We start from the raw sequence: 25,233 nt of genomic DNA, 5'->3' as shown, positions 1-25,233 counted from the left end.
TGTTGAAACCCGTTGGTTGGAAACAGCTTTCGTGGGACAGATCGGATGCGCTGAGCGGCCCGGCGGCGGCTCAGCGCATCCGCGTGATCGGTCTCAGCCGAGGTTCAGCGGCGGTGACGGCGGAAACCGCACCGGAAGCGCAGCCAGCGCGCGATGGAAACCCCCTGTCCGCCACTGCAATTCGGTATCCGGAACGGCCAAGCTGACATCCGGCAGCGCATCGAGCAACTGGTCGAGCGCTTCCTGGGCGATGACCATCGCCACCGACTGGGCAGGGCATGAATGCGCGCCCGCACCCCAGGACAGATGCGAACGGTTGCCCATCCGGTCACCGTCGGCCGCGGCCGGGTCGGCGTTACAGGCGGCCAGGCTGATGAGTACCGGTTGATCCACCGGCAGCCAGGTGTTCCCCACGATCTGCGGTTGACGCGGATAGCTGAAGCACGAATTCGCTACCGGCGGATCGGTGAAGAGCACCTCGTCGATCGCGTCCCGGATGGACAGGGCCCCGCCCAGCAGTTCTCCGCCGAACCGGTCATCGGTTGCCAGCAGTAGCACTGTGTTCGCGATCAAGTTCCAGGTCGGCTCGGTGCCGGTCACGTAGAGCGTCGCGATTTGTTCGACCAACTCGTTCTCGTGCGCATAAGTGCCGTGCTGGACCAGCCACGATATGACGTCGACGCTCGGCGCGACCCGCTTCGCGGCCACCGCCTCCGCGATCGCCGCTCGCACCATGCTTTCGCCCGCCGCCACCGATACCGCGTCGGCGGCGTTGCGCAACGCGGCCAGCGCCGAGAACGCTTTGCGACCGTTCTCGGGCCCGAACCCCAGCACGTCGTGAAGTATCTCGACGGTCAGCGGAATGGCGTAATCGGCGAGCAGGTCGGCCGAGCCGGCCTCGCAGAAGCTATCGATCAACTCCGATGCGACGCGTTCGACCGCGATGCGCAGCGCATACAGATCGATCTGGTTCAGGCAGGCCGTTGTGGTGCTGCGGTATTGCGCATACTCCGCCTCGCCCGTCTGCGGCATACCGGATCGCCACCCCACGGTGGGCAACACCGGACACACCCCGGCACGACCGGACTCCCACGCCCGCGAGTCGGCCGGAAAATGCACCGGGTCGCCCAGCACCTGTAGCGCTTCCCGATAACCTATGATCAGCGTCGCGGGCACCCCCGGCGCCAGTTCCAACGGAACCAGTGCACCGTGATTGTCGCGCATGGCCGCGTACATGCTGTGTGGATCCGCCGCGAACTCCGGCGTATGGAGCGTCACGCGCGCGGACGGACGCTGGGCGGCGCCGCCGGCTGATCGGCTAGCAGGCGCGTACGCTCGGTCGTCGGTCGTGCGGCAGCGGATAAGATGGCCATGACAAGCACTCCTCGGACAGTCTGAGTTGACGAGATTCGCACAGCAGCAGGGTCTTACATGTCCGGAAGCCGTCCGTAAGCAAACCGGATCGACTACCGCCGGCCGAATCGGAGATCGCAGTGGGCAGCGTCAGCACACAGGTAGCAAGCGAAACCGCACGAGTTCCGGAGAAAGACCCGAGCCGAGTGGTCGGCAAGACCGTGACACGTTGCGCCTCCCTGCTCGTGCGCCCATAGCTGACCGGCCTCGAGACAAACCGACCGGTACATCCAAATATGTTCGACTACAGCATGTTTCGATGAAGCGCGTTCGAGCATACTGATCCCGAGCAGCGTCCGCAGCCCGAACCGTAGGTCTCGGCAAATCTCCGGCACCGGCAACTCGGGATATTCACCGACCGCAGGCTTAGCGCATCCGCGGTGTTCGACGCCGCCGCGGACGCGCCCGCAAACCCTCCAGGGATCATGCGGGAGCAACGACGGCAAGCGCCCAGATCCGGCCATCGCGTCGGGCGATCCACTGCAGACCGTCAGCGAGACTTCAGCCGGGCGTGACCGCCACGCGATCGAGGCAACTGGACTTGCTTCTACGTATACATATGCTTATAGTAGGTCTTCAATGGCTGCTGAGAGTCTCTCAAATATCTTCTGCTGCAAGGGAAATGAGCATGAGCGAAGCGCTCCACACGATCGCCGCGCTACCGGTGGCGCGCCAGTCCGGCTGCCCGTTCGGCCCGCCCGCCGAGCTGATCGAGGCTCGTCGACACGGCCCGATCAGCCACTACACCTTCCCCGGCGGAAAACCCGGCTGGCTGGTTACCGGATACGAGCTGGTCCGGTCGATCCTGTCCGACTCGCGATTCAGTTCGCGCAAGGAGCTCATGCTCCACCCGACTATCGACTACTCGGGCTTCGAGATCCCACCGGCGGCGCCTGGTGAGTTCCTGCTCATGGACGAACCACAGCACGGGCGTTACCGGAAACCGCTGGCGAGCAAGTTCACCGCACGGCGCATGCGATTGCTCACCGAACGCGTCGAGCAGATCACCGCCGACCGGCTCGACGCCATGGAGACGGCCGGGCCGCCGACAGACCTGTTGGCGACGTTCGCCAGACCCATTCCCGCCATCACGATCTGTGAACTGCTTGGGGTGCCCTACGAAGACAGGGGTTCCTTCCAGGACAACGTGGAGTCGTTCATGAGCGGGGAGATCAGCGACGAGGACCTGATCGCGGCGGTGACCGCGACCTACGGGTACCTCACCGAACTGGTCGCCACCAAGCGCGCGAACCCCACTGACGACGTGCTCAGCGAGCTCACCCACACCGATCTGAGCGATGAGGAACTGCGGGGCATGGCCCTGGTTCTGCTGGCGGCCGGCCTAGACACCACCGCGAACATGCTGGCACTGGGCACCTTTGCGCTCCTGCGCCACCCGGAGCAGCTCGCCGCGCTGCGCGCCGATCCGGGGCTCACCGACCAAGCGGTGGAGGAATTGCTGCGATATCTGAGCGTAGCCAAGACCTCCATGAGGACAGCGCTGGAGGACGTCGAGCTGGCCGGCCACACGATCAAGGCAGGGCAGGTGGTGATCGCGTCGTACCACACCGCCAATCACGACCCCGAGCGCTTCGCCGATCCCCACGCGTTCGATATCCACAGGCGCCTCGGCGCGCACGTTGCCTTCGGCCACGGAGCCCACCACTGCCTGGGAGCGCAGCTCGCCCGCGTCGAAATGCGCGTCGCGTTCCCCGCCCTGATCAACAGATTTCCCACACTGCGCCTGGCCGTACCGGCCGACGAGGTCGCCCTGCGCCCGGAAACCGCGGACATCTTCGGGGTGAAGAGTCTCCCGGTCACCTGGGACGTGTGACCGCAAGACCCTCGCCGCCGAACCAGGAACCATACCGACCGCGGCTACGTGCCCGCCCGGGTACGCGAGAGGCTGATCGAGGCAATCGCACACGCCGAAAAACTGAGCGCCCGCTGACGACACCGTCGAAGCCGTCCCGTTATCCGCGGCAAGTGAGGAGCGAAACCAGCGCACCGAGCCGAAAACCTTAGCTTCTGGGCCACTCGAACTACGCGCGGGGCGGCGACCGGGGTCCCAGCTCGGTGGCGTTTGTGGAGAGGCCCCGCGCCGGATGTCTCCAGTGCGGGGCCGCGAACGAGAAGGAGCTGCTGACAGCTACTTTTCGATCAATCGAACGACCCTCACTTGCAAGCCGCCTTGGCTTCCCGCCGGCGCCGGTGCAGGATCGGCTCGGTGTAACCGTTGGGCTGCTTGGTGCCTTCGAGGATGAGTTCCTTGGCGGCTTGGAAGGCGATGCTGCCGGCGAAGTCCGGGGACAGGGGGCGGTAGTTGCGGTCGCCGGCGTTCTGGCGGTCGACGATCGGCGCCATCCGTTCCAGGCTGGCCACCACCTCGTCGGCGGTGACGATGCCGTGGCGCAGCCAGTTCGCCATCAGCTGGCTGGAAATGCGAAGGGTGGCACGGTCTTCCATGAGCGCGACGTCTTCGATGTCGGGCACCTTGGAGCAGCCGACGCCCTGGTCGATCCAGCGCACCACATAGCCGAGGATGGACTGGGAGTTGTTGTCCAGCTCCTGCTGCTTCTCCTCGGCCGACCAGTTGGGCGCCGCGGCGAGCGGGATCTCCAGGATCTGGTCGACGGTGGCGCGCGGGCCGCCCTTCAGGATTTCCTGCTGCCGGTCGAGCACGTTGACCTGGTGGTAGTGCGTGGCGTGCAGGGTGGCCGCGGTCGGCGAGGGCACCCACGCGGTGTTGGCGCCGGCCTTGGGGTGGCCGATCTTCTGCACCAGCATGTCGGCCATCAAGTCCGGCATGGCCCACATGCCCTTACCGATCTGCGCCTTGCCGGGCAGTCCGGTGGCCAGGCCGGTGTCGACGTTCCAGTCCTCGTAGGACTTGATCCACTGCTGGCCCTTCATCTCGGCCTTGCGGACCATCGGCCCGGCCTCCATGGAGGTGTGGATCTCGTCGCCGGTGCGGTCGAGGAAGCCGGTGTTGATGAACACCACGCGTTCGGCGGCAGCCTGGATACAGGCCTTCAGGTTCACCGTGGTGCGGCGCTCCTCGTCCATGATGCCGACCTTGAGGGTGTTGCGCGGCACACCGAGCACGTCCTCGATCCGGCCGAACAGCTCGTTGGTGAACGCGACCTCGTCGGGGCCGTGCATCTTCGGCTTCACGATGTAGACCGAGCCGGTGCGGCTGTTCTTCAATTCGGTGTCGCCGCGCAGCGAATGCGTCGCGATCAGCGAGGTGATCAGGCCGTCGAGGATGCCCTCGGGCACCTCGTTGCCGTCGGCGTCGAGGATGGCGTCGCTGGTCATCAGGTGACCGACGTTGCGCACGAACAGCAGCGAACGGCCGTGCAGCACCAGCTCCCCGCCGTCGAGCGCGGTGTAGACCCGGTCCGGGTTCATGGTGCGGGTGAAGGTCTGGTCGCCCTTGCTGACCTGCTCGCTGAGATCGCCCTTCATCAGGCCGAGCCAGTTGTGGTAGCAGAGCACCTTGTCCTCGGCGTCGACCGCGGCGACCGAGTCCTCGAAGTCCATGATGGTGGTGACCGCGGACTCCAGCACCAGGTCCTTGACGCCCGCGGTGTCGGTGCTGCCGATCGGCGAGTCCGCATCGATCTGGATCTCGATGTGCAGACCGTTGTGCTTCAGCAGCACCGAGGTCGGCGCGTCCGGCTCGCCGAGGTAACCGACCAGCTGCGACGGATCGGCGAGCCCGATCTCGGTGCCGTCCTCGAGGCCGACCTCGAGCTCACCGTCGACGATCTTGTACGAGGTGGAGCCGATGTGCGAGCCGGTGATCAGGGTCGCGGCGTCGTCGAGGAAGTTGCGCGCCCACTCGATGACCTTGTCGCCGCGAACCTTGTTGTAGCTCTTGCCCTTTTCCGCGCCGTTGGCCTCGGAGATGGCATCGGTGCCGTAGAGCGCGTCGTAGAGCGAACCCCAGCGGGCATTGGCCGCGTTGATCGCGAAGCGCGCGTTCATCACCGGCACCACGAGCTGCGGGCCCGCGGTGGTGGCGATCTCGTCGTCCACGTTCTGCGTGCTGATCTGGAAATCGGCGGGCTCGGGGCGCAGGTAGCCGATTTCGCTCAGAAAGTTCTTGTAGGCGGCCTTGTCGTAGTTCGCGCCGGGGTGCTCGGCGTGCCAGGCGTCGACCTTGCCCTGGATCTCGTCGCGTTCGGCGAGCAACGCGCGGTTGCGCGGCGCGAGGTCGTTGATGACCTGCTCGGCACCGGCCCAGAACGCGGCGGAATCTACGCCGGTTCCGGGAAGCGCCTCGTTCTCGATGAACTCGTGGAGAACGCTGGCCACCTGAAGCCCGCCGACCTGAATCCGCTCTGTCATCTACTGCCTCACTTCTGAGAAAGCCGGGTGGGAAAAGACGCATCGATGTTACCCGTGGGTAGTGATACCACCCTGTTCCGGGTCGAACGTGGCGTCTCGCCGATATGTTCCGGCGCGCCGATGAAGCGGGGTAGATCACTCGGCGCGGCACAGCGTGTCGGCGGTCGGCCGAACATGCCCTTGATTGTATCGGCCGCGCGATTTAATGTACTGATCGGAACATTTTCTGATCGACGGGAGAGCGTGTGTCGCTCGAGGACAAGGTCGTCGTGGTCACCGGGGGCAGCCGGGGACTCGGCCGGGAGATGGTGCTCGCGTTCGCGGCGGCGGGCGCGGACGTGGTGATCGCCAGCCGCAAACTCGACGGCTGCGTCGCGCTGGCCGACGAGGTACGCGCCACCCACGGCAGGCGCGCGCTGCCGGTCGCGTGCAACGTCAGCGACTGGTCCCAGTGCGACGCACTGGTCGAGACGGTCTACGAGGCGTTCGGCCGGGTCGACGTGCTGGTCAACAACGCCGGGCTCTCGCCGCTCTACCCGAGCCTCGATCAGGTGTCGGAGGCACTGTTCGACAAGGTGATCGGCGTGAACCTCAAAGGGCCGTTTCGTCTTTCGGCGCTGATCGGCACCCGGATGGCGGCCGACGGCGGCGGCTCGATCATCAACATCTCCTCGATCGAGGCGGCCCGGCCAGCACCGCACGCGCTCCCCTACGCCGCGGCCAAGGCCGGATTGAACACGCTCACGGTCGGTCTCGCGCAGACCTTCGGACCGACCGTGCGGGTCAACACGATTCAACCCGGCGCGTTCGCGACCGATATCTCGAAGGCCTGGACGCCCGAGGTCCGCGCGGCGATCGGCACCGTCAACGCGCAGCGCCGCGTCGGCGAACCCAGCGAAATCGTCGGCGCCGCACTGTTCTTCGCGGGCGCGGAGTCCGGATTCTGCACCGGGGCGACGCTCGCCGTGGACGGCGGCTGGCGATGAAGGCACTGACCTATCAAGGCCCGCGGGAGATCTCGTACTCCGACGTGCCCGACCCGGTACTCACCGGACCGGACGGCGTGCTCATCCGGGTCACCGCCGCCGGCATCTGCGGCAGCGACCTGCACATCTACGCCGGGCACGGGTTCACCGACGGGACCGGCTACAGCGTCGGGCACGAGGCGGTCGGCGAGATCGTCGAAATCGGTTCGAACGTACGCGGATTCGCGGTCGGCGACCGGGTGCTGGTCCCCGCTTCCGCGGGCTGTGACCGCTGCGCGAACTGCCGGATCGGCCTCGTCGCCGCCTGCGAACGCACGCCCGCAGCGATCGACGCCTGCTACGGGCTCGGCGGCGCGCTCCCCGGCTGTCAGGCCGAATATCTGGCCGTCGCACACGCCGAAGGCAACGTCGTGCGGCTGCCCGCGGGGGTCAGCGACGACGCCGCCGTGGTCCTCACCGACAACGCGCCGACCGCCTGGTACGGCGCGCGCCGGGCCCGGATCGCGCCCGGGGAGACGGTGGTGGTGATCGGACTGGGTCCGGTCGGGCTGATGGCGGTGCAGTCCGCGTTCGCGATGGGCGCGTCCCGCGTGCTCGGCGTCGATCTCATCGCCGAACGCCGCAAACAAGCCGCCGAACTCGGCGCCGAACCGGTCGACGCCGACGATCCGAAGCCGGCGATCCGCGAACTGCTCGGCGGCGGCGCGGATGTCGCGATCGAGGCGGTCGGCGCCGATGCCACCATCAAACTCGCGATCAGCGCGGTCGGACACCGCGGGCGGGTCAGCGTGATCGGCGTCAGCCAGAACCGGGCTTACCCTTTCCATATGCCGCTGGCACAGATCAAGGAGCTGGAGTTCCACATCGGCCTGTGCTCGATCCAATACGAGCTGCCCACCCTGCTGCGGCTCACCGCCGCGGGCCGGCTGCGCCCCGAAGCGGTCATCACCCATCGGCTCCCGATGTCCGACGGCGCGAACGCCTACCGGCTGTTCGCCGAACGCGCGGACGGCGTGAGCAAGGTCGTGCTGGACCCCGCGCGATGAGTACCGCGTCGCGCAGCAGGACGACGCCGGACGACGCCGACGTCGCCCCGGCGCGGCGCCGCGGCCGCCCGCCCGCCTCCGCCGCCAACGCCGGCGACACCCGGGAACGGATTCTGCGGGCCGCACGGGAGTTGTTCGCGGAGAAGGGATTCCACGGTACCGGCGTCGCGGAGATCGGCGACCGCGCCGATGTTCAGCGCGGCGCGCTGTACTACCACATCGGCTCCAAAGAAGAACTGCTCTGGCAGATCCTGCACGATTACATCCAGTTGATGCTGGTCGACGCGGAACAGATCGTCGCGGGCGACGACGATCCGATCAGCCAGCTGCGCCGGCTGATCCACAGCCACGTCCGGCTGATCATCGAGCACCGTAGCGAGGTCGCGATCCAGCTACGCGACGTCACCGCGCTCACCGGCGAGCGCGGAGCTCAACTGCAAGAGCTGCGCGATCGGGTCCAGCAGTGCTGGCAGCGGGTGATCGACACCGGGCACGCCGCGGGTCTGCTGCGCACCGACGACCACGTGGTCACCAACAGCGTGCTCGGCATGCTCAACATGGTGACCTTCTGGTATCGCCCACACGGCGAACACTCCCCCGCCGAGATCGCCGAGATTCTCGCCACCACGTTCCTCGACGGCGTGGTGACCACCACCGAACCGCACACGAAAGGCTGACCATGGCTTGGGATTTCGAGACCGACCCGGACTTCCAGAAGAAACTGGACTGGGCGGCGGAATTCGTCCGCACCGAGGTCGAGCCGCTCGACTCGCTGTACCCGAATCCGTACGACCGCGGCAACAAAGAAGCCATGGCGCTGATGCGGCCGTTGAAGGAACAGGTCAAGGAGCAAGGGTTGTGGGCCTGCCACCTGGGCCCCGAGCTCGGCGGCCAGGGCTACGGGCAGATGAAGCTCGCGCTGCTCAACGAGGTGCTCGGCACGTCGTTCTGGGCGCCGTCGGTATTCGGTTGCCAGGCACCGGATTCCGGCAATGCCGAGATCCTCGCCCACTACGGCACCGAGGAGCAGAAGGCGAAGTACCTGGCGCCCTTGCTCGCCGGTGACATCGGCTCCTGTTACGTGATGACCGAGCCCACCGGCGGCTCGGACCCCACCACGTTCAAGACCCGGGCGGTACGCGACGGCGACCACTGGGTGATCAACGGCGAGAAGTGGTTCAACTCGAACGCGCAGTTCGCCAGCTTCCACATCGTCATGGTGGTCACCAATCCGGATGTCAGTCCGTACCAGGGCATGTCGATGTTCATCGTGCCCGCCGACACTCCCGGCCTCGAGATCGTCAAGAACTTCCACGTGCACGGGTTCAGCGAGCACGAGGGCCATCTGCGGTTCACCGACGTCCGGGTGCCCGCCGACCATCTGCTCGGCGCGGAAGGCCAGGGCTTCATCGTCGCGCAGACCCGCCTCGGCGGTGGTCGCGTCCATCACGCGATGCGCACGGTCGCGTTGGTGCGCAAGGCTTTCGACATGATGGCCGAGCGCGCCGTGTCCCGGCCGATGCGCAAGGGCCCGCTGGCCGGCCTGCAGATGACCCAGGAGCGCATCGCGGACAGCTGGATCGAGATGGAGCAGTTCCGGCTGCTCGTGCTGCGCACCGCGTGGCGCATCGACAAGGAACAGGACTACCTGAAGGTGCGCAAGGACATCGCCGCCATCAAGGTCGCCATGCCCAAGGTCATGCACGACATCGCCCAGCGCGCACTGCATCTGCACGGCGCCATCGGCGTCAGCACCGACCTCCCCTTCGTCGACATGATGAATTACGCCGAGGTGATGGCCATCGCGGACGGGCCCACCGAGGTGCACAAGATCACCCTCGCCAAGGAGGTCCTCAAGACCTATGAACCCGCGGATCCCGTCTACCCCAGCGGTTACCGCCCCACCCTCCGCGAAAAGGCCCGCGAGCACGTCGCCGAACGCCTCGAACACATCGTCGGCAACCTCTGACCCGCGCGGGGAGGTAGCGCCTCCGGATGCCTACGCACCTACCTGCCGAATTCGCAGGTAGGTGCGCCGCGGCCGATCACGAAGCGCGCGTGGCGAAGTCGACCGGCGCCGGAGTGACGTACGGTGCCATCGGGCTCAGCAGCAGTACCGAGGGCATGCGGCGGGTCAGCGCGGTCGGGCCGATGAACGTCAGCCGGCCGGTCCGGATCGCCTGCGCCAGTGAGAGTTTGCCGAGCCACACCTGATACAGCGCGCCGACGTCGGAGCTGATCGCCACGTCGACCGGATAGCCCGGGTCGGCGTCGCAGACCGACGGGACACCCGATTCGACGACGATCCAGTAACGGTGCGGACGATCGGTGAACCGGATGGCGAAAACCTGGCGTTTGCCGGGCAGCGCGGAGGTGTCCAGGCGGGTATGCATCCACCACACCAGCACCGCGGGATCGAGTTCCGCCGGCCGCGGGTCGCCGAAACTCCAGCGGGCGCCCCACGCGCCGAGGCCGAACAGGATCCGCTCCAGATCCCGGCCCGCGGCGGTCATCAGGTACTCCGAGCCCACCTTGTCGAGCAATCCGGCGCGCTCGAACTGGCGCAACCGCTTGGCCAGCAGGCTGCGGGACAGGCCGGGCAGGCCGCGCGCCAAATCGTTGAACCGGGTGGTACCCAGCAGCAGGTCGCGCACGATCAGCAGCGACCAGCGCTCGCCGAGCACGTCGAGCGCGCGAGAGATCGGACAGTACTGGCCGTAGCCCGGTGTCGTCATGGTCACCTCGTGTTCGGGGTCCAGATACTGGACCGGCAGGGTCCACTTTCTGGACTATTCGGTTATCGCGGCTGTTCCTACCTTCGAAACATGACGACAACCTCTTCCGACATCCACACCGACTGGATCGCCCGCGCCCGCGAGGTCGGCGCCGCCCTGCGCCCCGAGGTGGCAGCCAACGACCGCGCGGGCGAACTGTCCACCACCGCCTTCGACCTGCTGCGCAGCACCGGACTGTCTGCCGCGCTGGTCCCCGCCGAGTTCGGTGGCGGCGGTGCGACACATCGCGAGATGGGCGACATACTGCGCGAACTCGGCCGCCACGACCCGTCCACCGCGGTCGCGTTCGCCATGCACACCCATCTCGTCGCCGCCCAGGTGTGGCGGCACCACCACGGCATCGACGCGGCACCGTTGTTCGGCAAGGTGGTCGACGGCGCGATCCTGATCAGCACCGGCGCCTCCGACTGGGTCGCCTCCAGCGGCCGGGCCGAGCGGGTGGAGGGCGGCTACCGGGTGCACGCGCGCAAATCACCGGCCAGCGGTGTCGAAGCGGGCACCGTGCTCGTCACCAGCATCCGGTGGGCGGACGCACCCGAAGGCCCGCACGTGCTGCACTGCGCCGTCCCGATCGCCGCGCCCGGTGTGCGGATCGAAAAGACCTGGGACACACTCGGTCTGCGCGCGAGCGGCTCGCACACCGTGCTCCTCGACGACGTCTTCGTGCCCGACGCCGCGGTCTCCCTGGTGCGCCGCGCCGACGCCTGGCCGCCGCTGCTGAACGTGGTGATGGGCGCGGCGATGCCGCTGGTGATGGCCGCCTACCTCGGGATCGCCGACGGCGCAGTCGAACTCGCCGCCGCCCTGGTCGCCGACCGGGACGATGCAGCCACCTTCCAACTGGCCGGTGAGATGGTCAATGCGCACACCACCGCCGCCGACCTGATCGACGCCATGTTCGCCGGTTCCGACGATCTGCGGTTCGACAACTCCGACGCCCATGCCAGCCGCACCCTGAGCCGCAAGACCGCGGCCGCCGACGCGCTCATCCACACCGTCCGACTCGCCATCGAAACCGTTGGCGGACTTGGCTATTCACGGACCTGCGAACTGGAGATGCGCTACCGCGACATCCACGGCTGCCTGTTCCATCCACTGCCGCGAGCCAAGCAGACCCGATTCACCGGCCGCGTGCTGCTCGGACATTCGCCGCTCGGATGACGTTGCAGGCCGCGGACCAGCAGACGCGGCAATCGCCAAGGGCACGAGACATGACGGCTCGCAGCAGCGCTACTCCACGTGAAAACTGCGGCACGACGCTGCAATACGAGCATCGCGGCACCCTACAGCGTTGCGATGCGGCCGCACACCGCCGCTGCCGACCGACGGGCGGGAATCCGTCAGGGTTTGTTCACACGTTTTCGCTCGTCAACGCGCGGTTGAAGGCTGGATTGCGGTGTTCAATGGTCGTATTGCTGGAACAGCTCGAAGGAGTACCCATGGTGTCGGCTCGGCGAATTGCGCGCTCCCCCATCACGTGGGCGTTGGCGGCGGTACTGGTCGTCGGGCTCGGGGTGGGGCTGGCGCTGTTCCAGCCGTGGCGGTTGTTCACGAACACCACGGTCGTCGAGGCCGCGCCATCGCTCGCCGCACCGGCCGGGGCCGCGCCGCCGGGCGTCCCCGCCGAACCGCGCGTCCTCGCCCGCGGCACGTTCATCTCCCATGAGCACACCACGTCAGGTACGGTCGCCGTCCTCCAACTACCCGACGGGAGCCGCGTCCTGCGCCTGGCGGACCTCGACACCTCCAACGGCCCCGACCTGCACGTCTGGCTCACCGACGCGCCGGTCATCGAGGGCAGCTCCGGCTGGTTCGTCTTCGACGACGGCAAGCACCTCGACCTCGGCAGCCTGAAAGGCAACAGAGGCAGCCAGAACTACGCCATCCCCGCCGACACCGACCTGGCGTCCCTCACCAGCGTCACCATCTGGTGCGACCGCTTCAACGTCTCCTTCGGCGCCGCCGAGCTGGGCGCGGCCTGAAAATGACGGCTCACACGGTCAAAACCGTTGGACCGGTAGCACGTAGCGCGTCCACGGCTTCGGGGGTGGCGTCGTGGTCGGTCACAACGGCGTGCAGGGCGGCGGCGGGGGCGGCGACGGCCAGGGCCGTGCGGGAGAACTTGGCCGATTCCGTGACCGCGATGACCCGCCGGGCGGAGGCGATGGCGGCCTGTTTGACCGCGGCGTCGTCGAGGTCGTGCGCGGTGAGACCGTCGGCGGCGGTCAGCCCGCAGCAGCCGATGACGGCGGTGTCGAACCTGATCGCGGCCAACGAGGCGAGGGTCAACGGACCGGTCAGCGCCAATTCGCCCGGGCGCGGCCTGCCGCCCGGCACCAACAGGGTCACCGCGGGCGCCGCCGACAGCGCGTTCACCGCATGCAGGGACAGCGGCATCACGGTGAGCCGCCGTGCCGCCAGCAGGTGCGCGACCTCGACACAGGTGGTCCCGCTGTCGAGGACCACGGACTCGCCGTCGGCGAGCAAACCGGCCACGGCCGCGGCGAGCCTACGTTTGGTCTCCAGCCCCTCCCGCACCCGCAACGCGTATGGCGGTTCCTCGCCGCGCAGCAGCAGGGTCCTGGCGCCGCCGCGGTAGCGCTCGAGCACGCCCTGACCGGCGAGGGTCTCCAGGTCCCGGCGAATGGTCATCTCCGAGGTGCCGGTCAGTTCGGCCAGCTCGGCGACGCCGAGACTGCCCGCCGCGCGCACGGCATCGGCGATCTGCGTAAGACGATCTGTGCTCACCACACCGCCATTCAAACATCCTTTGTGTTCATAAATCAATATTTCGCACAGTCGATGTGTTCGTTATGTTCGAACACATGCAAAGTACGTTGCGCGCCGCACGCCTGGCCACCTTCGCCTTCTTCGCGCTGAACGGTTTCCTGATGGGCATGTGGGTCGTGCACATCCCGGCGATCGAACAGCGGACCGGCATCAGCCACGCGACACTCGGCTGGCTGCTCCTGCTCCTGGGTGCGGGCGCGTTCGCGGGCATGCAGATCGTCGGCCCGCTCGCCGATCGTTTCGGCGCCCGGGTCGTCGTCCCGGCGAGCGCGGCGCTCTGCGCGCTCGCCCTGGAGCCGCCAGGGCTGGCCACCAACGGGTGGCTGCTCGGCGCGGCCCTGTTCGGACTCGGGCTCGGCAACGGCTGCCTCGACGTCGCGATGAACTCGCACGCCGTCCAGGTCGAACACGGCTATCAGCGCGCGGTGATGTCGGCGTTCCACGCCACCTTCTCGCTGGGCGGCGTGCTCGCCGCGCTGATCGGCGCCCGCACGCTGAGCTGGGACTGGTCACCCGCCACCACGCTCGGCGTCGCGGCCCTGCTCGGCCTCGCCGTCGCGCTGACCGCCGCACCGGCCCTGCTGCGAGCCGAAACCACCGGCACAGCAACCACTTCCGCGACAAACGGCAAATACAAAGCGACACGGCGGATCTGGCTGCTCGCCACCCTCGCGTTCCTGCTCATGCTCTGCGAAGGTGTCGCCAACGATTGGAGCACACTGCATCTGCGCGATGTGCTGTCCGCCTCCCCCGCCACCGCCGCGCTCGCCTACGGCGCCTTCGCCACCGCGATGACCGTCGGCCGCCTGCTCGCCGATCGGCTCAGCACCAGGTTCGGCCCGGTGGCCATCCTGCGTTACGGCGCGGCGACGGCGGCGATCGGCCTGTCCACTGCCGCGCTCTCTCCGTGGATTCCACTGGCGCTCGCCGGATGGGCAGTGTTCGGCGCGGGTATGTCCGGGTGCGTCCCGCAGCTGTTCAGCGCCGCCGGTCACGCCGACCGAAACGCGGTGGGCGCCAACGTCGCCCGCGTGGCGGGCATCGGATATCTCGGCATGCTGGCCGGCCCCGCGATCATCGGGCCGCTCACCCACTTCGCCGCGCTCGACGTCGTCTTCTTTCTGCCTGTCGCGTTCTGCGTGCTCGCCGCGGCCGCATCCGGCGTGCTGCGCACCCGCTCGACCAGCGCCGACGCGACCGGCACCGGGCAGCGCGTCGCCTGAACCGAGCCGCGAAAAAATGACCCGACAACGGTGGGTCCGTTATGTCACCATGGGATTCGACGATGATCACCGAGTAGCGGTGACGCCCGAGCACGCGGAAAGGAGGAGGTGGCGAATGCGCCCGACCATGCCGAACACCCATGCGGCCCAGCGCTTGTCGACCGTGAAACCAGGTCGCGAAAACAGCCGCCTCCAAGACGGTCGCTGACCTCTCCCCTTCCGCCGCATCGCTCGACTCTTCCCGAAACATGGTGATTCCCATGCCCTTCCGCCATGCCGCATACCCCGCGGCCGTCACCGCCGACAACTGGATACACACCGGCGTGCTGGTGCTCAACGCCTCCTACGAGGCGCTCGACGAGATCAGCGCCGACCGGGCCGTGGTGCTGCTCATGGCCGGAACCGCGGAGTCGATCGCCGACCGGGTACCGCATTTCACGATCCGGTCCCAACACGTCGAGGTGCTGCTGCCGGAAACCATCCGGCTGCTGCGCTACGTCTACCTCGAGCACAGCGCGCGGGTACACGACGAGAGCCGCGCGACCTGGGCCGGCGTGCTGCGCCGGGACAACCACCGGTGCGGCTACTGCGCCGCCTGGGCCCGCACCGTCGACCACATCCGCCCGCGCAGCCGGGGCGGCCCGAACACCTGGAGCAACCTCGTCGCCTGCTGCGGGCCGTGCAACACGAGCAAGGCAGACCGCACGCCCGAGGAGGCAGGCATGCGGTTGCTCTGGGTGCCGAAGGCGCCCAACCACCGGGCCAGACAGCAGCGACAGATCTGGAAGCAGCTCGCGCGGACCTGACATCCGAGAAAGGAGACCACCACGATGACCGTCCACACCGACACCGCCGCCGTCGTGCAGCTGACCCTGGCGGAGCTGCTCCCGCTCTCGGACTCCGGCGAGTGGCATCGGGCCGCCTGCCGCGGTGACCCGCATCACGAGGCCTGGTTCCCGTATCCGTCGCAGGACTTCGACTACGCGCGCGAGGTCTGCGCGGATTGCCCCATCCGCACCGCGTGCGGTGAATTCGCCGCGCGCACCGGCCAGTCCGGCGTCTGGGGTGGCCACGAGTTCGACCGGGGCCGGATGATCCGCCCCTGAGCACCGGCGTCGTGCCCCGTCCGGGCACGACGCCGGCTGTTTCGACACGGCACGCCGACGAGCAGGAGACTCGCCGAGCCCGCAAACCGCAGGTGAACATACACTGTGCACCGTGGGCACTCATCGCAGCGGAACCAGGTCCCGTGGCGTCAGTAAAGGTCCGGTTCTCGCGATAGTGGCCATCGTGCTGCTGGTCGCGGGCGTCTTCGGCTGGTTTCAGTTGAGAGACCGCGCCGCGGACGAGGACAGCGCCGCTGCGGCCGAATGCGTCTCCGGCGCCGCGACGCTGTACGTGACCGCCGATCCGGATATCGCACCGCAGGTCAGAGCGGCCGCGGACCGCTACAACGCGACGCAGCCGAAGGTGCGCGACCACTGCGCGCAGGTGTCGGTCACCACTCAGCCGTCCGCCTCCATCGTCGCCGCCTTCACCAGCGGCAAGCCGTGGGATCCGAATCTCGGCCCGCAACCGGTGCTGTGGATCCCGGACTCGACCCGCTCCATCGAAGCCATGCGCGTCCCCGGCCTGATCGAGGGCACGCCCGCACCGATCGCGGTGAGCCCGATCGTGCTCGCGGTGCCCGACGAATTGCGCGGCGCCCTCGAAGAAGCCAAGTCGTCGTGGTCGGATCTGCCACGCCTGCAACAGGGTTCGCTCGGCGATATCGGCCTGTCCGGGTGGGGCGGCCTGCGCATGGCGCTACCGCCGGGCGATGCCACCCTCGCCGCCGCCATCGCGGTCGGCTCCGCGGTCTCGGGCGCGGACCCACTCACCGACCCCGCCGCACAGTCGGGCCAGGTCGTCTCGGCCATCTCCGGCCTCGCCGCCGAAGCACCTGAGGTACCCGACACCGCCGCCGCCTTCAGCGCGCTCGCGGGCGCGCCGAAGGACGCCACCGTGCACGCCGTCGCGACCACCGAACAGCAGGTCAAAAGCCAACCGGGACTAACTGTTTACCGTCCGTCCGGTGCCGCACCGATCGCCGACCACCCCGCGGCGCTGATGTCCGGGCCGTGGGTCGACAAGACCCAGAACCTGATCGGCGGCCTGTTCGCCGACTTCCTGCGCACCCCGGAAACCGCCCAGACGTTCGCCGCGGCCGGGTTCACCGCCGGCCCGCCCGCCACCGCACCCGCGCCGCCGCGCGCGGTCCTGGACAAGGTCGCCGGCACGCTCGCCAACCCGGTGCTCGGCGTGCAATCGACTGTGCTGGTAGACGTCTCGGCATCCATGTCGACCGCCGACGGCTCGACCACCCGGCTCGCCAACGTGATCGCCGCCCTCAACTCCACGATGACCGTGATGCCGCCCGACTTCGGCCTGGGCATCTGGACTTTCGGCAAGAACCTCGACGACACCAAGCCGTACAAGGTGCAGGCCGCCACCGCACCGCTCACCGACGCGCAGCGCACGAAGGTCAGCAACGCACTCGGCGCCGTGCGCGCCACCGACGTCCGCGCCGATCAGGCCTACCCCTCCTTGATCGCGGCCTACAAGAACGCCGTGGCCAATTACACCGCCGGACGCACCAATTCGGTGCTGCTCATCACCGACGGGCCCGACGACGATTCCTCGGTCACCGGCGCGAAACTCGCGAGCGATATGGCCGCGGCGATCGACAAGGCCCATCCGGTCCGCGTGGACATCATCGTGATCGGCGGACCGGGCACGCAGACCCTGAAAAGCATCTCCGAACAGAGCGGTGGCACCTACACCCGCCTGGCCACCTCCGACGATCTCACCTTCGCCTCGGCGGTCGTGCAGTCGCTGACGGCCCCGTAAACGCCGAAAGCCGCACCCTGCCAAGGGCGCAACCGCCCTGGCCTGCCAGAGCGGTTGCGCGACGGCGGAAGCGGTGCGGTCGGCCGGCGGGGTGCGCCCACCCGCTACCTCAGTCGGCGTACGCCTCCAGCGGCGGGCACGAGCACACCAGGTTGCGGTCACCGTACGCGCCGTCGATGCGGCGCACCGGCGGCCACACCTTCGCGCGAGCGTGGCCGAGACCCCGTGGGTACACCGCGGTTTCGCGGCTGTACGGGTGCTCCCACTCGCCCACCAGGCTGGCCGCAGTGTGCGGCGCGCCGCGCAGCGGGTTGTCGGTGACCGGCCAGACACCCGCGGCGACCTGGTCGATCTCCTTGCGGATGGCGATCATCGCCTCGATGAAATCGTCCAGCTCGGCGAGGTTCTCGCTCTCGGTGGGCTCCACCATCAGCGTGCCCGCCACCGGGAAGCTCATCGTCGGCGCGTGGAAACCGTAGTCCGCCAGACGCTTCGCCACATCGTCGACGGTGACGCCGGTCTGCTTGGTGATCTCGCGCAGGTCCAGGATGCACTCGTGCGCGACCATGCCGTGCTCACCGGTGTAGAGCACCGGGAAGTACTCGTCGAGCCGGCGGGCGATGTAGTTCGCCGAGGCGATCGCGGTCAGCGTCGCGCCGCGCAGGCCGTCGGCGCCCATCATCCGGATGTAGGCCCAGGTGATCGGCAGGATCGACGCCGAACCGTACTTCGCCGCCGACACCGCGTGCGAGTCGAGCTCGAGCGGGTCGCCCGGCAGGTACGGCGCGAGATGCGACCGCACCGCGACCGGACCGACGCCGGGACCGCCTCCGCCGTGCGGGATGCAGAAGGTCTTGTGCAGGTTCAGGTGGCTGACGTCGCCGCCGAATCGGCCCGGACGGGCAAGGCCGACAAGCGCGTTCAGGTTCGCGCCGTCCACGTACACCTGGCCGCCCGCGTCGTGCACCAGCGCGCACAGCTCGGCGACCTCGTGCTCGTACACGCCGTGCGTGGACGGGTAGGTGATCATGATGCAGGCCAGCCGGTCGGCGTGGTCGGCGATCTTGGCGCGCAGGTCGTCCAGGTCGACGTCACCGTTGTCGCGGCACTTCACCACCTCGACGCGCAGCCCCGCCATCGCCGCCGACGCCGCGTTGGTGCCGTGCGCACTGGACGGGATGAGGCACGTATCCCGGTGCGTGTCACCACGATCCAGGTGGTAGCGCCGGATCGCCAGCAACCCGGCGTACTCGCCCTGGCTACCGGCGTTCGGCTGCAGGCTCACCGAGTCGTAACCGGTGATGTCGGAGAGCCACTGCTCGAGGTCGTGGATCACCTGCAACAGGCCGGGGGCGTCCTCGACCGGCGCGTACGGGTGCACGCGGGCGAAGCCGGGCCACGTGATCGCTTCCATCTCAGCGGTCGCGTTCAACTTCATGGTGCAGGAGCCGAGCGGAATCATGCTGCGGTCCAAGGCGATGTCCTTGTCCGACAGCGACCGCAGGTAACGCAGCATCGCGGTTTCGGTGTGGTACTTGGTGAACGCGGGGTGTTCGAGGAACGGCGAGGTCCTGGTCTCGATCGTGGCGGCCGGGGCCGGCTCGCGCTGCTCGGAAGACAGTGCGGTGCCGAACGATTCGAGCACCGCGGCGACGTGCGCCGCCGTGGTCGCCTCGTCGCAGGCGATGCCGACGTGATCGGCGTCCACCAGCCGCAGATTGATCCCCCGCGACTTCGCCTTGGCGACAACGGCTTCCGCACCGCCGGGCACGTGCGCCAGCACGGTGTCGAAGAAGCTGTCGTGCACGACCGCGCCGTCCAGCCCGGCCGCGATGGCGGCCGCGTGTCCGTGCACCCGGCGCGCGATGGCGCGCAGGCCCTCGGCACCGTGGTAGCTCGCGTACATCGCGGCCACGATCGCCAGCAGCACCTGTGCGGTACAGATGTTCGAGGTGGCCTTCTCCCGGCGGATGTGCTGCTCGCGGGTCTGCAACGCCAACCGGTAGGCGAGGTCCCCGTCCGCATCCACCGACACGCCGACCAACCGGCCCGGCAGCTGCCTGGCATACGCCGTGCGCACTGCCAGATAACCCGCATGCGGGCCACCGAAGCCGAGCGGCACGCCGAAACGCTGGGTGGTGCCGAAGCAGACGTCGGCACCCTGGTCGCCGGGCGAGGCGAGCAACGTCATCGCCAGCAGGTCGGCGCCGACCGCGACCAGCGCGCCCCGCTCGTGCGCGGCGGCGATCAGCGACGTCCAGTCCACTATGCGACCGGACGCACCGGGCGCCTGCACGAGCACCCCGAAGAATTCACCCTCGGGCAGTTCCCCGCCGGACAGGTCGGCCGGCACCAATTCGATGCCCAGCGGCTGGGCCCGGGTGGTCAGCACGGTCTTGGTCTGCGGGAACAGATCGGTGTCGATGACCAGGCGGACCGACTTGGATCGGCTCGCGCGGTGCAGCAGGGTCATCGCCTCGGCCGCGGCGGTGGCCTCGTCGAGCATCGAGGCGTTGGCGACGTCCATGCCGGTCAGCTCCGACACCATGGTCTGGAAGTTGAGCAGCGCTTCGAGCCGACCCTGGCTGATCTCCGGCTGGTACGGCGTGTAGGCCGTGTACCACGCCGGGTTTTCCAGCAGGTTGCGCACCAGCACCGGCGGCGTCAATGTGTCGTAGTAGCCGAGGCCGATCATCGAGGTGGCGACGGTGTTCGAGTGCGCGAGGGCGGCGAGTTCGGCGAGCACCTCGTGTTCGGTTGCCGCGGCGGGCAATCCGGCCAGTCCGGAACCGTCCAGGATGCTGGCGGGCAGCGCCTTGGTGGCGAGCTCGTCGAGCGAGCCGACGCCGACGACGTCCAGGATCCGGGCGAGTTCTTCCCGGTCGGGTCCGATATGGCGGTCGGCGAATGAGCGAGTCACGGCAGCTCCCATGGGTCGGGCGGGTCGACGTCGGTCGACGGGTACCAGCCCTCTCCCTCTGTCGTGGCGCCTGAGAGATTCGGTTGCCGCGACCTGAGCCGAGCCCCTTTCCCCGTGGGCGGGCGACTCCGCTCGTAGCAGGCCACCGCTTTCCAGAGACGTCGAAGCCCGTACGGTCCTTTTGCCTGAGAGATTGACGGAGAGGTGCTGCTCCTTCGGCGCCCGGGGTTACCCGGAACTCTCCCGCACGGCGGCGACGCGCCACCAGTTTATGCCGACGCCACGCCGATGTGCGCCACCGGCTCCCTTCCTTGCCGTGTCGCGCTGGTCACGTGCCGTTCGCACCCGGCTCGCCCTGTTGCAGACCTATAGTTAGATGCGCATATCCAAGTATCTTGATGTTTTCGACCTCTCGCCCTGGAACTTCGAAAATTCAAGTGCCACACAGCACAACACCCCGCTACCCTCGATGACGGGGAGGCGGGGTGTTGTGTCTGCTTTATCTCTTAACCGGTCTTGCGGTTCATTCGCGCCTTGCGACGGTAGGACAGCTCGTCCTCCGGCCGCTCGGTCACCGCGGACGCGCGTTCTGCCGGGAAATTGGCGATGGCACCGGTGAGTTCGTGCATGGCGCCACTGATGGCGATACCGAAGACGCCCTGCCCACCCTGCAGTAAATCAACGACCTCCTCGGGCGAGGTGCACTCGTACACCGAGGTCCCATCCGAGAAGAGCGTGATGCCCGCGAGGTCCTGCACTCCCCTGCTGCGCAGATGGTCGACCGCGATCCTGATGTTCTGTAGCGAGATGCCCGCGTCGAGCAGCCGCTTCACGATCTTCAGGACCAGAATGTCCTTGAAGGAATACAGCCGCTGGCTCCCCGAGCCGGCCGCGCTGCGGATGGAGGGCACGACCAGTCCGGTCCGCGCCCAGTAGTCGAGCTGCCGGTAGGTGATCCCGGCCACCTGGCATGCACTGGGCACCCGGTAGCCGACTAGATCGTCAGGAACCGAGTCGTCCGGGAACAGGCCTGGCTGTACCACATCCTGCGATTGCTCTGCCACTGACCACTCCCTTGCTTCGCCGACGGCTAGCCTCATCGATGACCCGGCTCCGTTTCGACCCCTGCGGTACTGCCGAACACTGCGGTACTGCCGAACTGGCCAAAACGGACGTGGCCCAACTATCGAGATTACTCCCCTAGATTGTCCAGGGAGCACCATCGTCGAGCCAAACGCGACGCGCGGTCAAAGTCTCAAGCTCTAGTTCAGAGCTGATCCCCCGGTCATCCCGGGAAAACGCCGGGATGCCGGAAAGATCCTGTTCAGCTGTCGGTGGCCTTGAAATCGTCGGGTGACACCGACTCGAGAAACTCCTTGAACTTCTCCACCTCGTCCTCGCGCTCGTCCGGCATGACCAACCCGGCCTCCTCGAGCACCGGCTCCTCGGCATAGATCGGGCAACCCACCCGCAAGGCGATCGCTACCGAATCCGACGGGCGCGCCGACACGTGCAGATCGTTGTCGAACACCAGATCGGCGTAGAAGGTGCCCTCCTGCAGATCGACGATGCGCACCTCTTTCAGCGTGTGCCCGAGTTCGGTGATCAGGATCTTGATCAAATCGTGGGTCAGCGGCCGGATCGGCGTCACCCCCTCCTGCTCCAGCACGATCGCGGTCGCTTCCGCCTGCCCGATCCAGATCGGTAGATACCGGTCCCCCGACACCTCACGAAGCAACAGCACGGGCTGATTCTGTGGCTGTTCGACACGAATGCCGATAACCCGCATTTCACTCATGGCTGCGCCTCGCTCCGCTCAGCTCCGCCACGCGCGAAGCACGCTGCAACATGATTCGCTCGCTTCGCTCACTCATCGCACTGCCTCCCATTTCGCCAGGCCGCCCGGCACGACCACCGCAGAGCTCGCCGTACCACGAGTCTAGGCGAACGCGGACGGGTGCAGCGATGCGTGTGCACAGCCGAAATCGGCGTGTTGGCCGACTGAAACCTGACACCTCAGCCCGGCCTGGTGATTCGCCGGGATGCTCAGCCGCCCAGCGACGTCCGTACCGACGACTTCACCAGACAGGCGTGCAACGTCAACGACAGCGCCGCCAATTCCCGCACGGTTTCCTCGGCGCGCGCGCGAGCGCCCGCGTCGCGGCTCTTCGCGATCGGCGCGGCGATCTGCGCGACCAGCGCGGCCTCGCGGTCGGCGGCGAGTTTGAACGCACGCAGATGCCGTGCCTCCAAACCGAATTCGGCCATCGCCTTGGCGGTTTTGGCCAGGGTCACCGCATCACCGTCGAAGAAGCCGGCGGCGCCGGGGGTGATGAGGTTGGCCCGGATCAGATCGTTCAGGAACGCGTCGTCGATCTCGGCCTTCGCGAGCAGATCCGCGCGGGTGAGCCGGATTTCGTGATCGAAACGCAGATCGTCGGGGGAAATCTCGCTGGGCACCACGCCGAGCCTCCTCGGCGCCGCGGCGCCGTTGCTGTTCCCGCCGGACGCGGCAGGGTGCCCGGAGGCCGACCCGGTAGCGGTCGGCTCCGCGGCACCTGCGCGGCCGGAGTGCGCTCGGGCACGGGCTTCCCGTACCCCGAGCGACGCCGCACCGCTGTCGATCGCTTCGAGTTGTTCCTTGATCACCTTCAGCGGCAGGTATTGATCGCGTTGCGCGGTCAAGACGAACCGCAGCCGTTCACAATCGGCGACGGAGAACCTGCGGTAGCCCGAGGGCGTTCGCTCCGGCCGAATGAGGCCTTCCGCCTCCAGGAAGCGGATTTTGGAGATGGTGACGTCCGGGAAGTCCGGGCGCAACAGGTCGAGCACGGAGCCGATCGACATGCCTCCGCGTGCCCATTGCGCCGCGCCCGTCACAGTGCCCTATCCCTCAACACAGCACACACTCTCATGACCCCGAGCCCTTCGGACCCGACGCCGCGTGCTCATAGGCTCCCTGCACCCGTTTCGCTCACCGACGCCTTCGGTCCGGTGAGGAACACCAGACGGAACTTGCCGATCTGCACCTCGTCGCCGTTCTGGAGTTCCGAGGAGTCCACCGGCTCCCGATTCACATAGGTGCCGTTCAGGCTGCCCACATCGACCACCTGGAACGAATCGTCGTCCTGACGGAACTCGGCGTGCCGACGGCTGACGGTGACGTCGTCGAGAAAGATGTCACTGTCGGGGTGGCGACCGGCCGACGTGGTCGGCTGATCCAGCAGGAACCGCGAGCCCGCGTTCGGACCGCGCTTGACGACCAGGAGGGCCGCACCAACGGGCAGACCCTCGACCCCTTGGACCGGCTGTTCACCGGTCGGCTCTCCGGAGCGCGACGCGTCGACCTCGTTCAGGAAATCCGCGCGGAAGACCGACGTCGTCTCGGCCGCGGTCTCCCCGTAACCCGGGTCTTTGTTCTCGCTCACCGTTTCTCTCCTCCTCGAACCTGATTATCCATGCAAGCAGGTGATACCTGTGGCACCACGACCTGCCGTCGAGTCCCTAGATTCCCGGCAACGACTGCCGGCGGATCTGTTGGCATTGACCGTACCCTGCCAGGGCGTGCCCGTGCAGGTAGAACCGGGAAGGCTGATTCAGCCCCCGATAACTCCTTGATAACCTGCCGCATCCAGCAGTTCACCCAGCGTCGCGTCGAGGCCGGCAGCGTCGGCGACCTCCAACTCGAACAGCCAGCCGTCACCGTACGGATCGGTGTTCAGCGTCTCCGGCTGCTGCACCAATTCCTCGTTCACCGCAACGACTTTCGCGCTCAGCGGCGCGTAGATGTCGGAAACGCTCTTGGTCGACTCGACCTCGGCGATGCTGTCTTCCACCGCGACGTCCTTGTCGGTTTCGGGCAGCTGCACGAACACGACGTCACCGAGCTGCGACTGGGCGTAGTCGGTGATTCCCACCCGAACGCGGGTAGGGCTGAGTCGCCGCACCCACTCGTGCTGATCGGTGTAGCGCAGGTCCTCGGGGGTCTGGGTCACAGCCCGTCCGTCCTTTCCATCGTGATCGTGTGTGCGCAACTCTATGCGAGGGTCGGCCGAGAGTCCGACCCGGCGCTGCACCTTACGTGGACCGGTGTGGCACAGCCGGTATCGCGCGTGCGACCGCGATCGCTTTGCCGGTGTAGAGCAGGCCGGTCCATACATACACTGCCGTGCCCCAGACCAGTAGTGCCCCGCCGAAGGCCCGTCCGAAACCATCGAGTGCCCAATCCATCTCCCCGGCCAGCAACCAGGGCAGCGCGGACATCAGGGCGAAGGTGGCCGCCTTGCCCAGATAGATGACATCGGGCGGCGGCAGGTCGCGCCGCTTGTAGATGGACAACGTCAGCGCGAGCACCGCCTCGCGGCCGATCAGCAGCACCGCGACCCACACCGGGAGCAGACCGCGGATCACGAAGGCGGCCAGCGTCGTCACGAGGTAGAGCCGGTCGACGAACGGGTCGAGCAGCGCGCCGAGCCGGGACGACTGATCGAGCAGGCGGGCCAGTTTGCCGTCCAGGAAGTCGGTGACGCCGCTGGCGATCAGCAGCGCGAACGCCCAGCCGTCGGCCCGCTGCACCAGCATCAGCCACAGCAGCAGCGGAACGCCGAGCAGGCGCAGCACGCTCAGGACATTCGGGACGGTGAGGATGCGGTCGGCGAAGATACCGCCGAGCACGCCGTCGCTGGCGGCGCGTTCCTCCGGTTCCGTGGTGCCCGATTCGGTTGTCACGCCCCGTGCTTACCGCACCGACCCCGCTCGACGCCATCCAGGCGCGCCGCATTCGGCCATATCCGCGTGCGACGATGGTGTGCACCACAG

The 25,233-nt window shown here is 67.7% G+C and carries 22 protein-coding genes and 1 riboswitch; of the genes, 11 read left to right on the top strand and 11 right to left on the bottom strand.

Features of this window, described 5'->3' with window-relative positions:
- Nucleotides 1-93 precede the first annotated feature (93 nt).
- Complete coding sequence (locus tag TY25_RS28735; RefSeq protein WP_042261179.1) at nt 94-1,278, bottom strand: cytochrome P450 family protein; 1,185 nt, start codon at nt 1,276-1,278, stop codon at nt 94-96.
- Between the two features lie 763 nt (nt 1,279-2,041).
- Between TY25_RS28735 and TY25_RS28730 the strand changes: the two genes are divergently transcribed.
- Complete coding sequence (locus tag TY25_RS28730; protein ID WP_042261294.1) at nt 2,042-3,247, top strand: cytochrome P450; 1,206 nt, start codon at nt 2,042-2,044, stop codon at nt 3,245-3,247.
- A 341-nt stretch (nt 3,248-3,588) separates the two neighbouring features.
- On the opposite strand, the gene TY25_RS28725 is transcribed toward TY25_RS28730, so the two are convergent.
- Nucleotides 3,589-5,766, bottom strand: coding sequence for a malate synthase G (locus tag TY25_RS28725; protein WP_042261178.1), 2,178 nt, complete (start codon nt 5,764-5,766; stop codon nt 3,589-3,591).
- 245 nt (nt 5,767-6,011) lie between these two features.
- On the opposite strand from TY25_RS28725, the gene TY25_RS28720 reads away from it, so the two are divergent.
- Genes TY25_RS28720 through TY25_RS28705 form a run of 4 tightly spaced genes read left to right on the top strand, consistent with a single transcriptional unit; the run spans nt 6,012 to nt 9,767 of the window.
- Nucleotides 6,012-6,752 carry an SDR family NAD(P)-dependent oxidoreductase gene (locus TY25_RS28720; protein ID WP_043674696.1) on the top strand — a complete coding sequence of 247 codons (741 nt, stop codon included), beginning with the start codon at nt 6,012-6,014 and terminating at the stop codon, nt 6,750-6,752.
- Complete coding sequence (locus tag TY25_RS28715) at nt 6,749-7,798, top strand: alcohol dehydrogenase catalytic domain-containing protein (RefSeq protein WP_042261177.1); 1,050 nt, start codon at nt 6,749-6,751, stop codon at nt 7,796-7,798. Before TY25_RS28720 ends, TY25_RS28715 begins: the two co-directional genes overlap by 4 nt.
- Entirely contained in the window at nt 7,795-8,475 is a 681-nt protein-coding gene (locus TY25_RS28710) for a TetR/AcrR family transcriptional regulator (protein ID WP_042261176.1), read from the top strand. The genes TY25_RS28715 and TY25_RS28710 overlap by 4 nt, the downstream gene beginning before the upstream one ends.
- Before the next feature lie 2 nt (nt 8,476-8,477).
- Entirely contained in the window at nt 8,478-9,767 is a 1,290-nt protein-coding gene (locus TY25_RS28705; protein ID WP_042261175.1) for an acyl-CoA dehydrogenase family protein, read from the top strand.
- A gap of 76 nt (nt 9,768-9,843) precedes the next feature.
- On the opposite strand, the gene TY25_RS28700 is transcribed toward TY25_RS28705, so the two are convergent.
- Complete coding sequence (locus TY25_RS28700) at nt 9,844-10,533, bottom strand: winged helix-turn-helix transcriptional regulator (RefSeq protein WP_042261174.1); 690 nt, start codon at nt 10,531-10,533, stop codon at nt 9,844-9,846.
- Nucleotides 10,534-10,623: 90 nt separating this feature from the next.
- On the opposite strand from TY25_RS28700, the gene TY25_RS28695 reads away from it, so the two are divergent.
- Both TY25_RS28695 and TY25_RS28690 read left to right on the top strand, forming a co-directional pair.
- Complete coding sequence (locus TY25_RS28695) at nt 10,624-11,754, top strand: acyl-CoA dehydrogenase family protein (RefSeq protein ID WP_042261173.1); 1,131 nt, start codon at nt 10,624-10,626, stop codon at nt 11,752-11,754.
- 278 nt (nt 11,755-12,032) lie between these two features.
- Nucleotides 12,033-12,575, top strand: coding sequence for a DM13 domain-containing protein (locus TY25_RS28690; protein ID WP_042261290.1), 543 nt, complete (start codon nt 12,033-12,035; stop codon nt 12,573-12,575).
- 10 nt (nt 12,576-12,585) lie between these two features.
- Here the strand turns inward: TY25_RS28690 and TY25_RS28685 are convergent, their stop codons facing one another.
- A complete protein-coding gene (locus tag TY25_RS28685) occupies nt 12,586-13,344 on the bottom strand; it encodes a DeoR/GlpR family DNA-binding transcription regulator (RefSeq protein ID WP_042261172.1) in 759 nt (252 codons plus the stop codon).
- Between the two features lie 74 nt (nt 13,345-13,418).
- On the opposite strand from TY25_RS28685, the gene TY25_RS28680 reads away from it, so the two are divergent.
- The 4 genes from TY25_RS28680 to TY25_RS28665 all read left to right on the top strand — a co-directional run bounded on the left by TY25_RS28680 (nt 13,419) and on the right by TY25_RS28665 (nt 17,495).
- Nucleotides 13,419-14,606, top strand: a complete 1,188-nt coding sequence (locus TY25_RS28680) for an MFS transporter (RefSeq protein WP_042261288.1) — start codon at nt 13,419-13,421, stop codon at nt 14,604-14,606.
- Between the two features lie 260 nt (nt 14,607-14,866).
- Nucleotides 14,867-15,412: an HNH endonuclease gene (locus TY25_RS28675; protein ID WP_043674875.1), complete on the top strand. Its 546-nt coding sequence runs from the start codon at nt 14,867-14,869 to the stop codon at nt 15,410-15,412.
- Nucleotides 15,413-15,436: 24 nt separating this feature from the next.
- Nucleotides 15,437-15,712, top strand: a complete 276-nt coding sequence (locus TY25_RS28670) for a WhiB family transcriptional regulator (protein WP_014984402.1) — start codon at nt 15,437-15,439, stop codon at nt 15,710-15,712.
- Between the two features lie 112 nt (nt 15,713-15,824).
- Nucleotides 15,825-17,495, top strand: a complete 1,671-nt coding sequence (locus TY25_RS28665; RefSeq protein WP_042261171.1) for a substrate-binding domain-containing protein — start codon at nt 15,825-15,827, stop codon at nt 17,493-17,495.
- A gap of 109 nt (nt 17,496-17,604) precedes the next feature.
- Here TY25_RS28665 and gcvP read toward each other — a convergent pair whose 3' ends face one another.
- The 7 genes from gcvP to TY25_RS28630 all read right to left on the bottom strand — a co-directional run bounded on the left by gcvP (nt 17,605) and on the right by TY25_RS28630 (nt 25,089).
- Nucleotides 17,605-20,427 (bottom strand): aminomethyl-transferring glycine dehydrogenase, encoded by a 2,823-nt coding sequence (gene gcvP / locus TY25_RS28660; protein WP_042261170.1) that lies wholly within the window; start codon nt 20,425-20,427, stop codon nt 17,605-17,607.
- 151 nt (nt 20,428-20,578) lie between these two features.
- Nucleotides 20,579-20,671: riboswitch (glycine riboswitch) on the bottom strand.
- Nucleotides 20,672-20,921: 250 nt separating this feature from the next.
- Nucleotides 20,922-21,515, bottom strand: coding sequence for a MerR family transcriptional regulator (locus tag TY25_RS28655; protein ID WP_029901342.1), 594 nt, complete (start codon nt 21,513-21,515; stop codon nt 20,922-20,924).
- Nucleotides 21,516-21,739: 224 nt separating this feature from the next.
- On the bottom strand, nt 21,740-22,213 hold the full coding sequence (locus TY25_RS28650) for a bifunctional nuclease family protein (protein WP_014984398.1): 474 nt from the start codon (nt 22,211-22,213) through the stop codon (nt 21,740-21,742).
- Nucleotides 22,214-22,461: 248 nt separating this feature from the next.
- On the bottom strand, nt 22,462-23,262 hold the full coding sequence (gene ftsR, locus TY25_RS28645) for a transcriptional regulator FtsR (RefSeq protein WP_042261169.1): 801 nt from the start codon (nt 23,260-23,262) through the stop codon (nt 22,462-22,464).
- 101 nt (nt 23,263-23,363) lie between these two features.
- Nucleotides 23,364-23,843 carry a glycogen accumulation regulator GarA gene (gene garA, locus TY25_RS28640; protein ID WP_014984396.1) on the bottom strand — a complete coding sequence of 160 codons (480 nt, stop codon included), beginning with the start codon at nt 23,841-23,843 and terminating at the stop codon, nt 23,364-23,366.
- A 168-nt stretch (nt 23,844-24,011) separates the two neighbouring features.
- Complete coding sequence (gcvH, locus tag TY25_RS28635; protein WP_014984395.1) at nt 24,012-24,410, bottom strand: glycine cleavage system protein GcvH; 399 nt, start codon at nt 24,408-24,410, stop codon at nt 24,012-24,014.
- Between the two features lie 82 nt (nt 24,411-24,492).
- The gene (locus TY25_RS28630) at nt 24,493-25,089 is read right to left on the bottom strand and encodes a CDP-alcohol phosphatidyltransferase family protein (protein ID WP_029901340.1); all 597 of its coding nucleotides are present in this window, start codon (nt 25,087-25,089) and stop codon (nt 24,493-24,495) included.
- Between the last annotated feature and the right edge of the window lie 144 nt (nt 25,090-25,233).

The sequence above is a fragment of the Nocardia brasiliensis NBRC 14402 genome (assembly GCF_000308475.2).
In the GTDB taxonomy this organism is placed as follows: domain Bacteria; phylum Actinomycetota; class Actinomycetes; order Mycobacteriales; family Mycobacteriaceae; genus Nocardia; species Nocardia brasiliensis.
The sequence above is the reverse complement of the archived record's forward strand: the minus strand, read 5'-3'. Positions and strand labels throughout refer to the sequence as shown.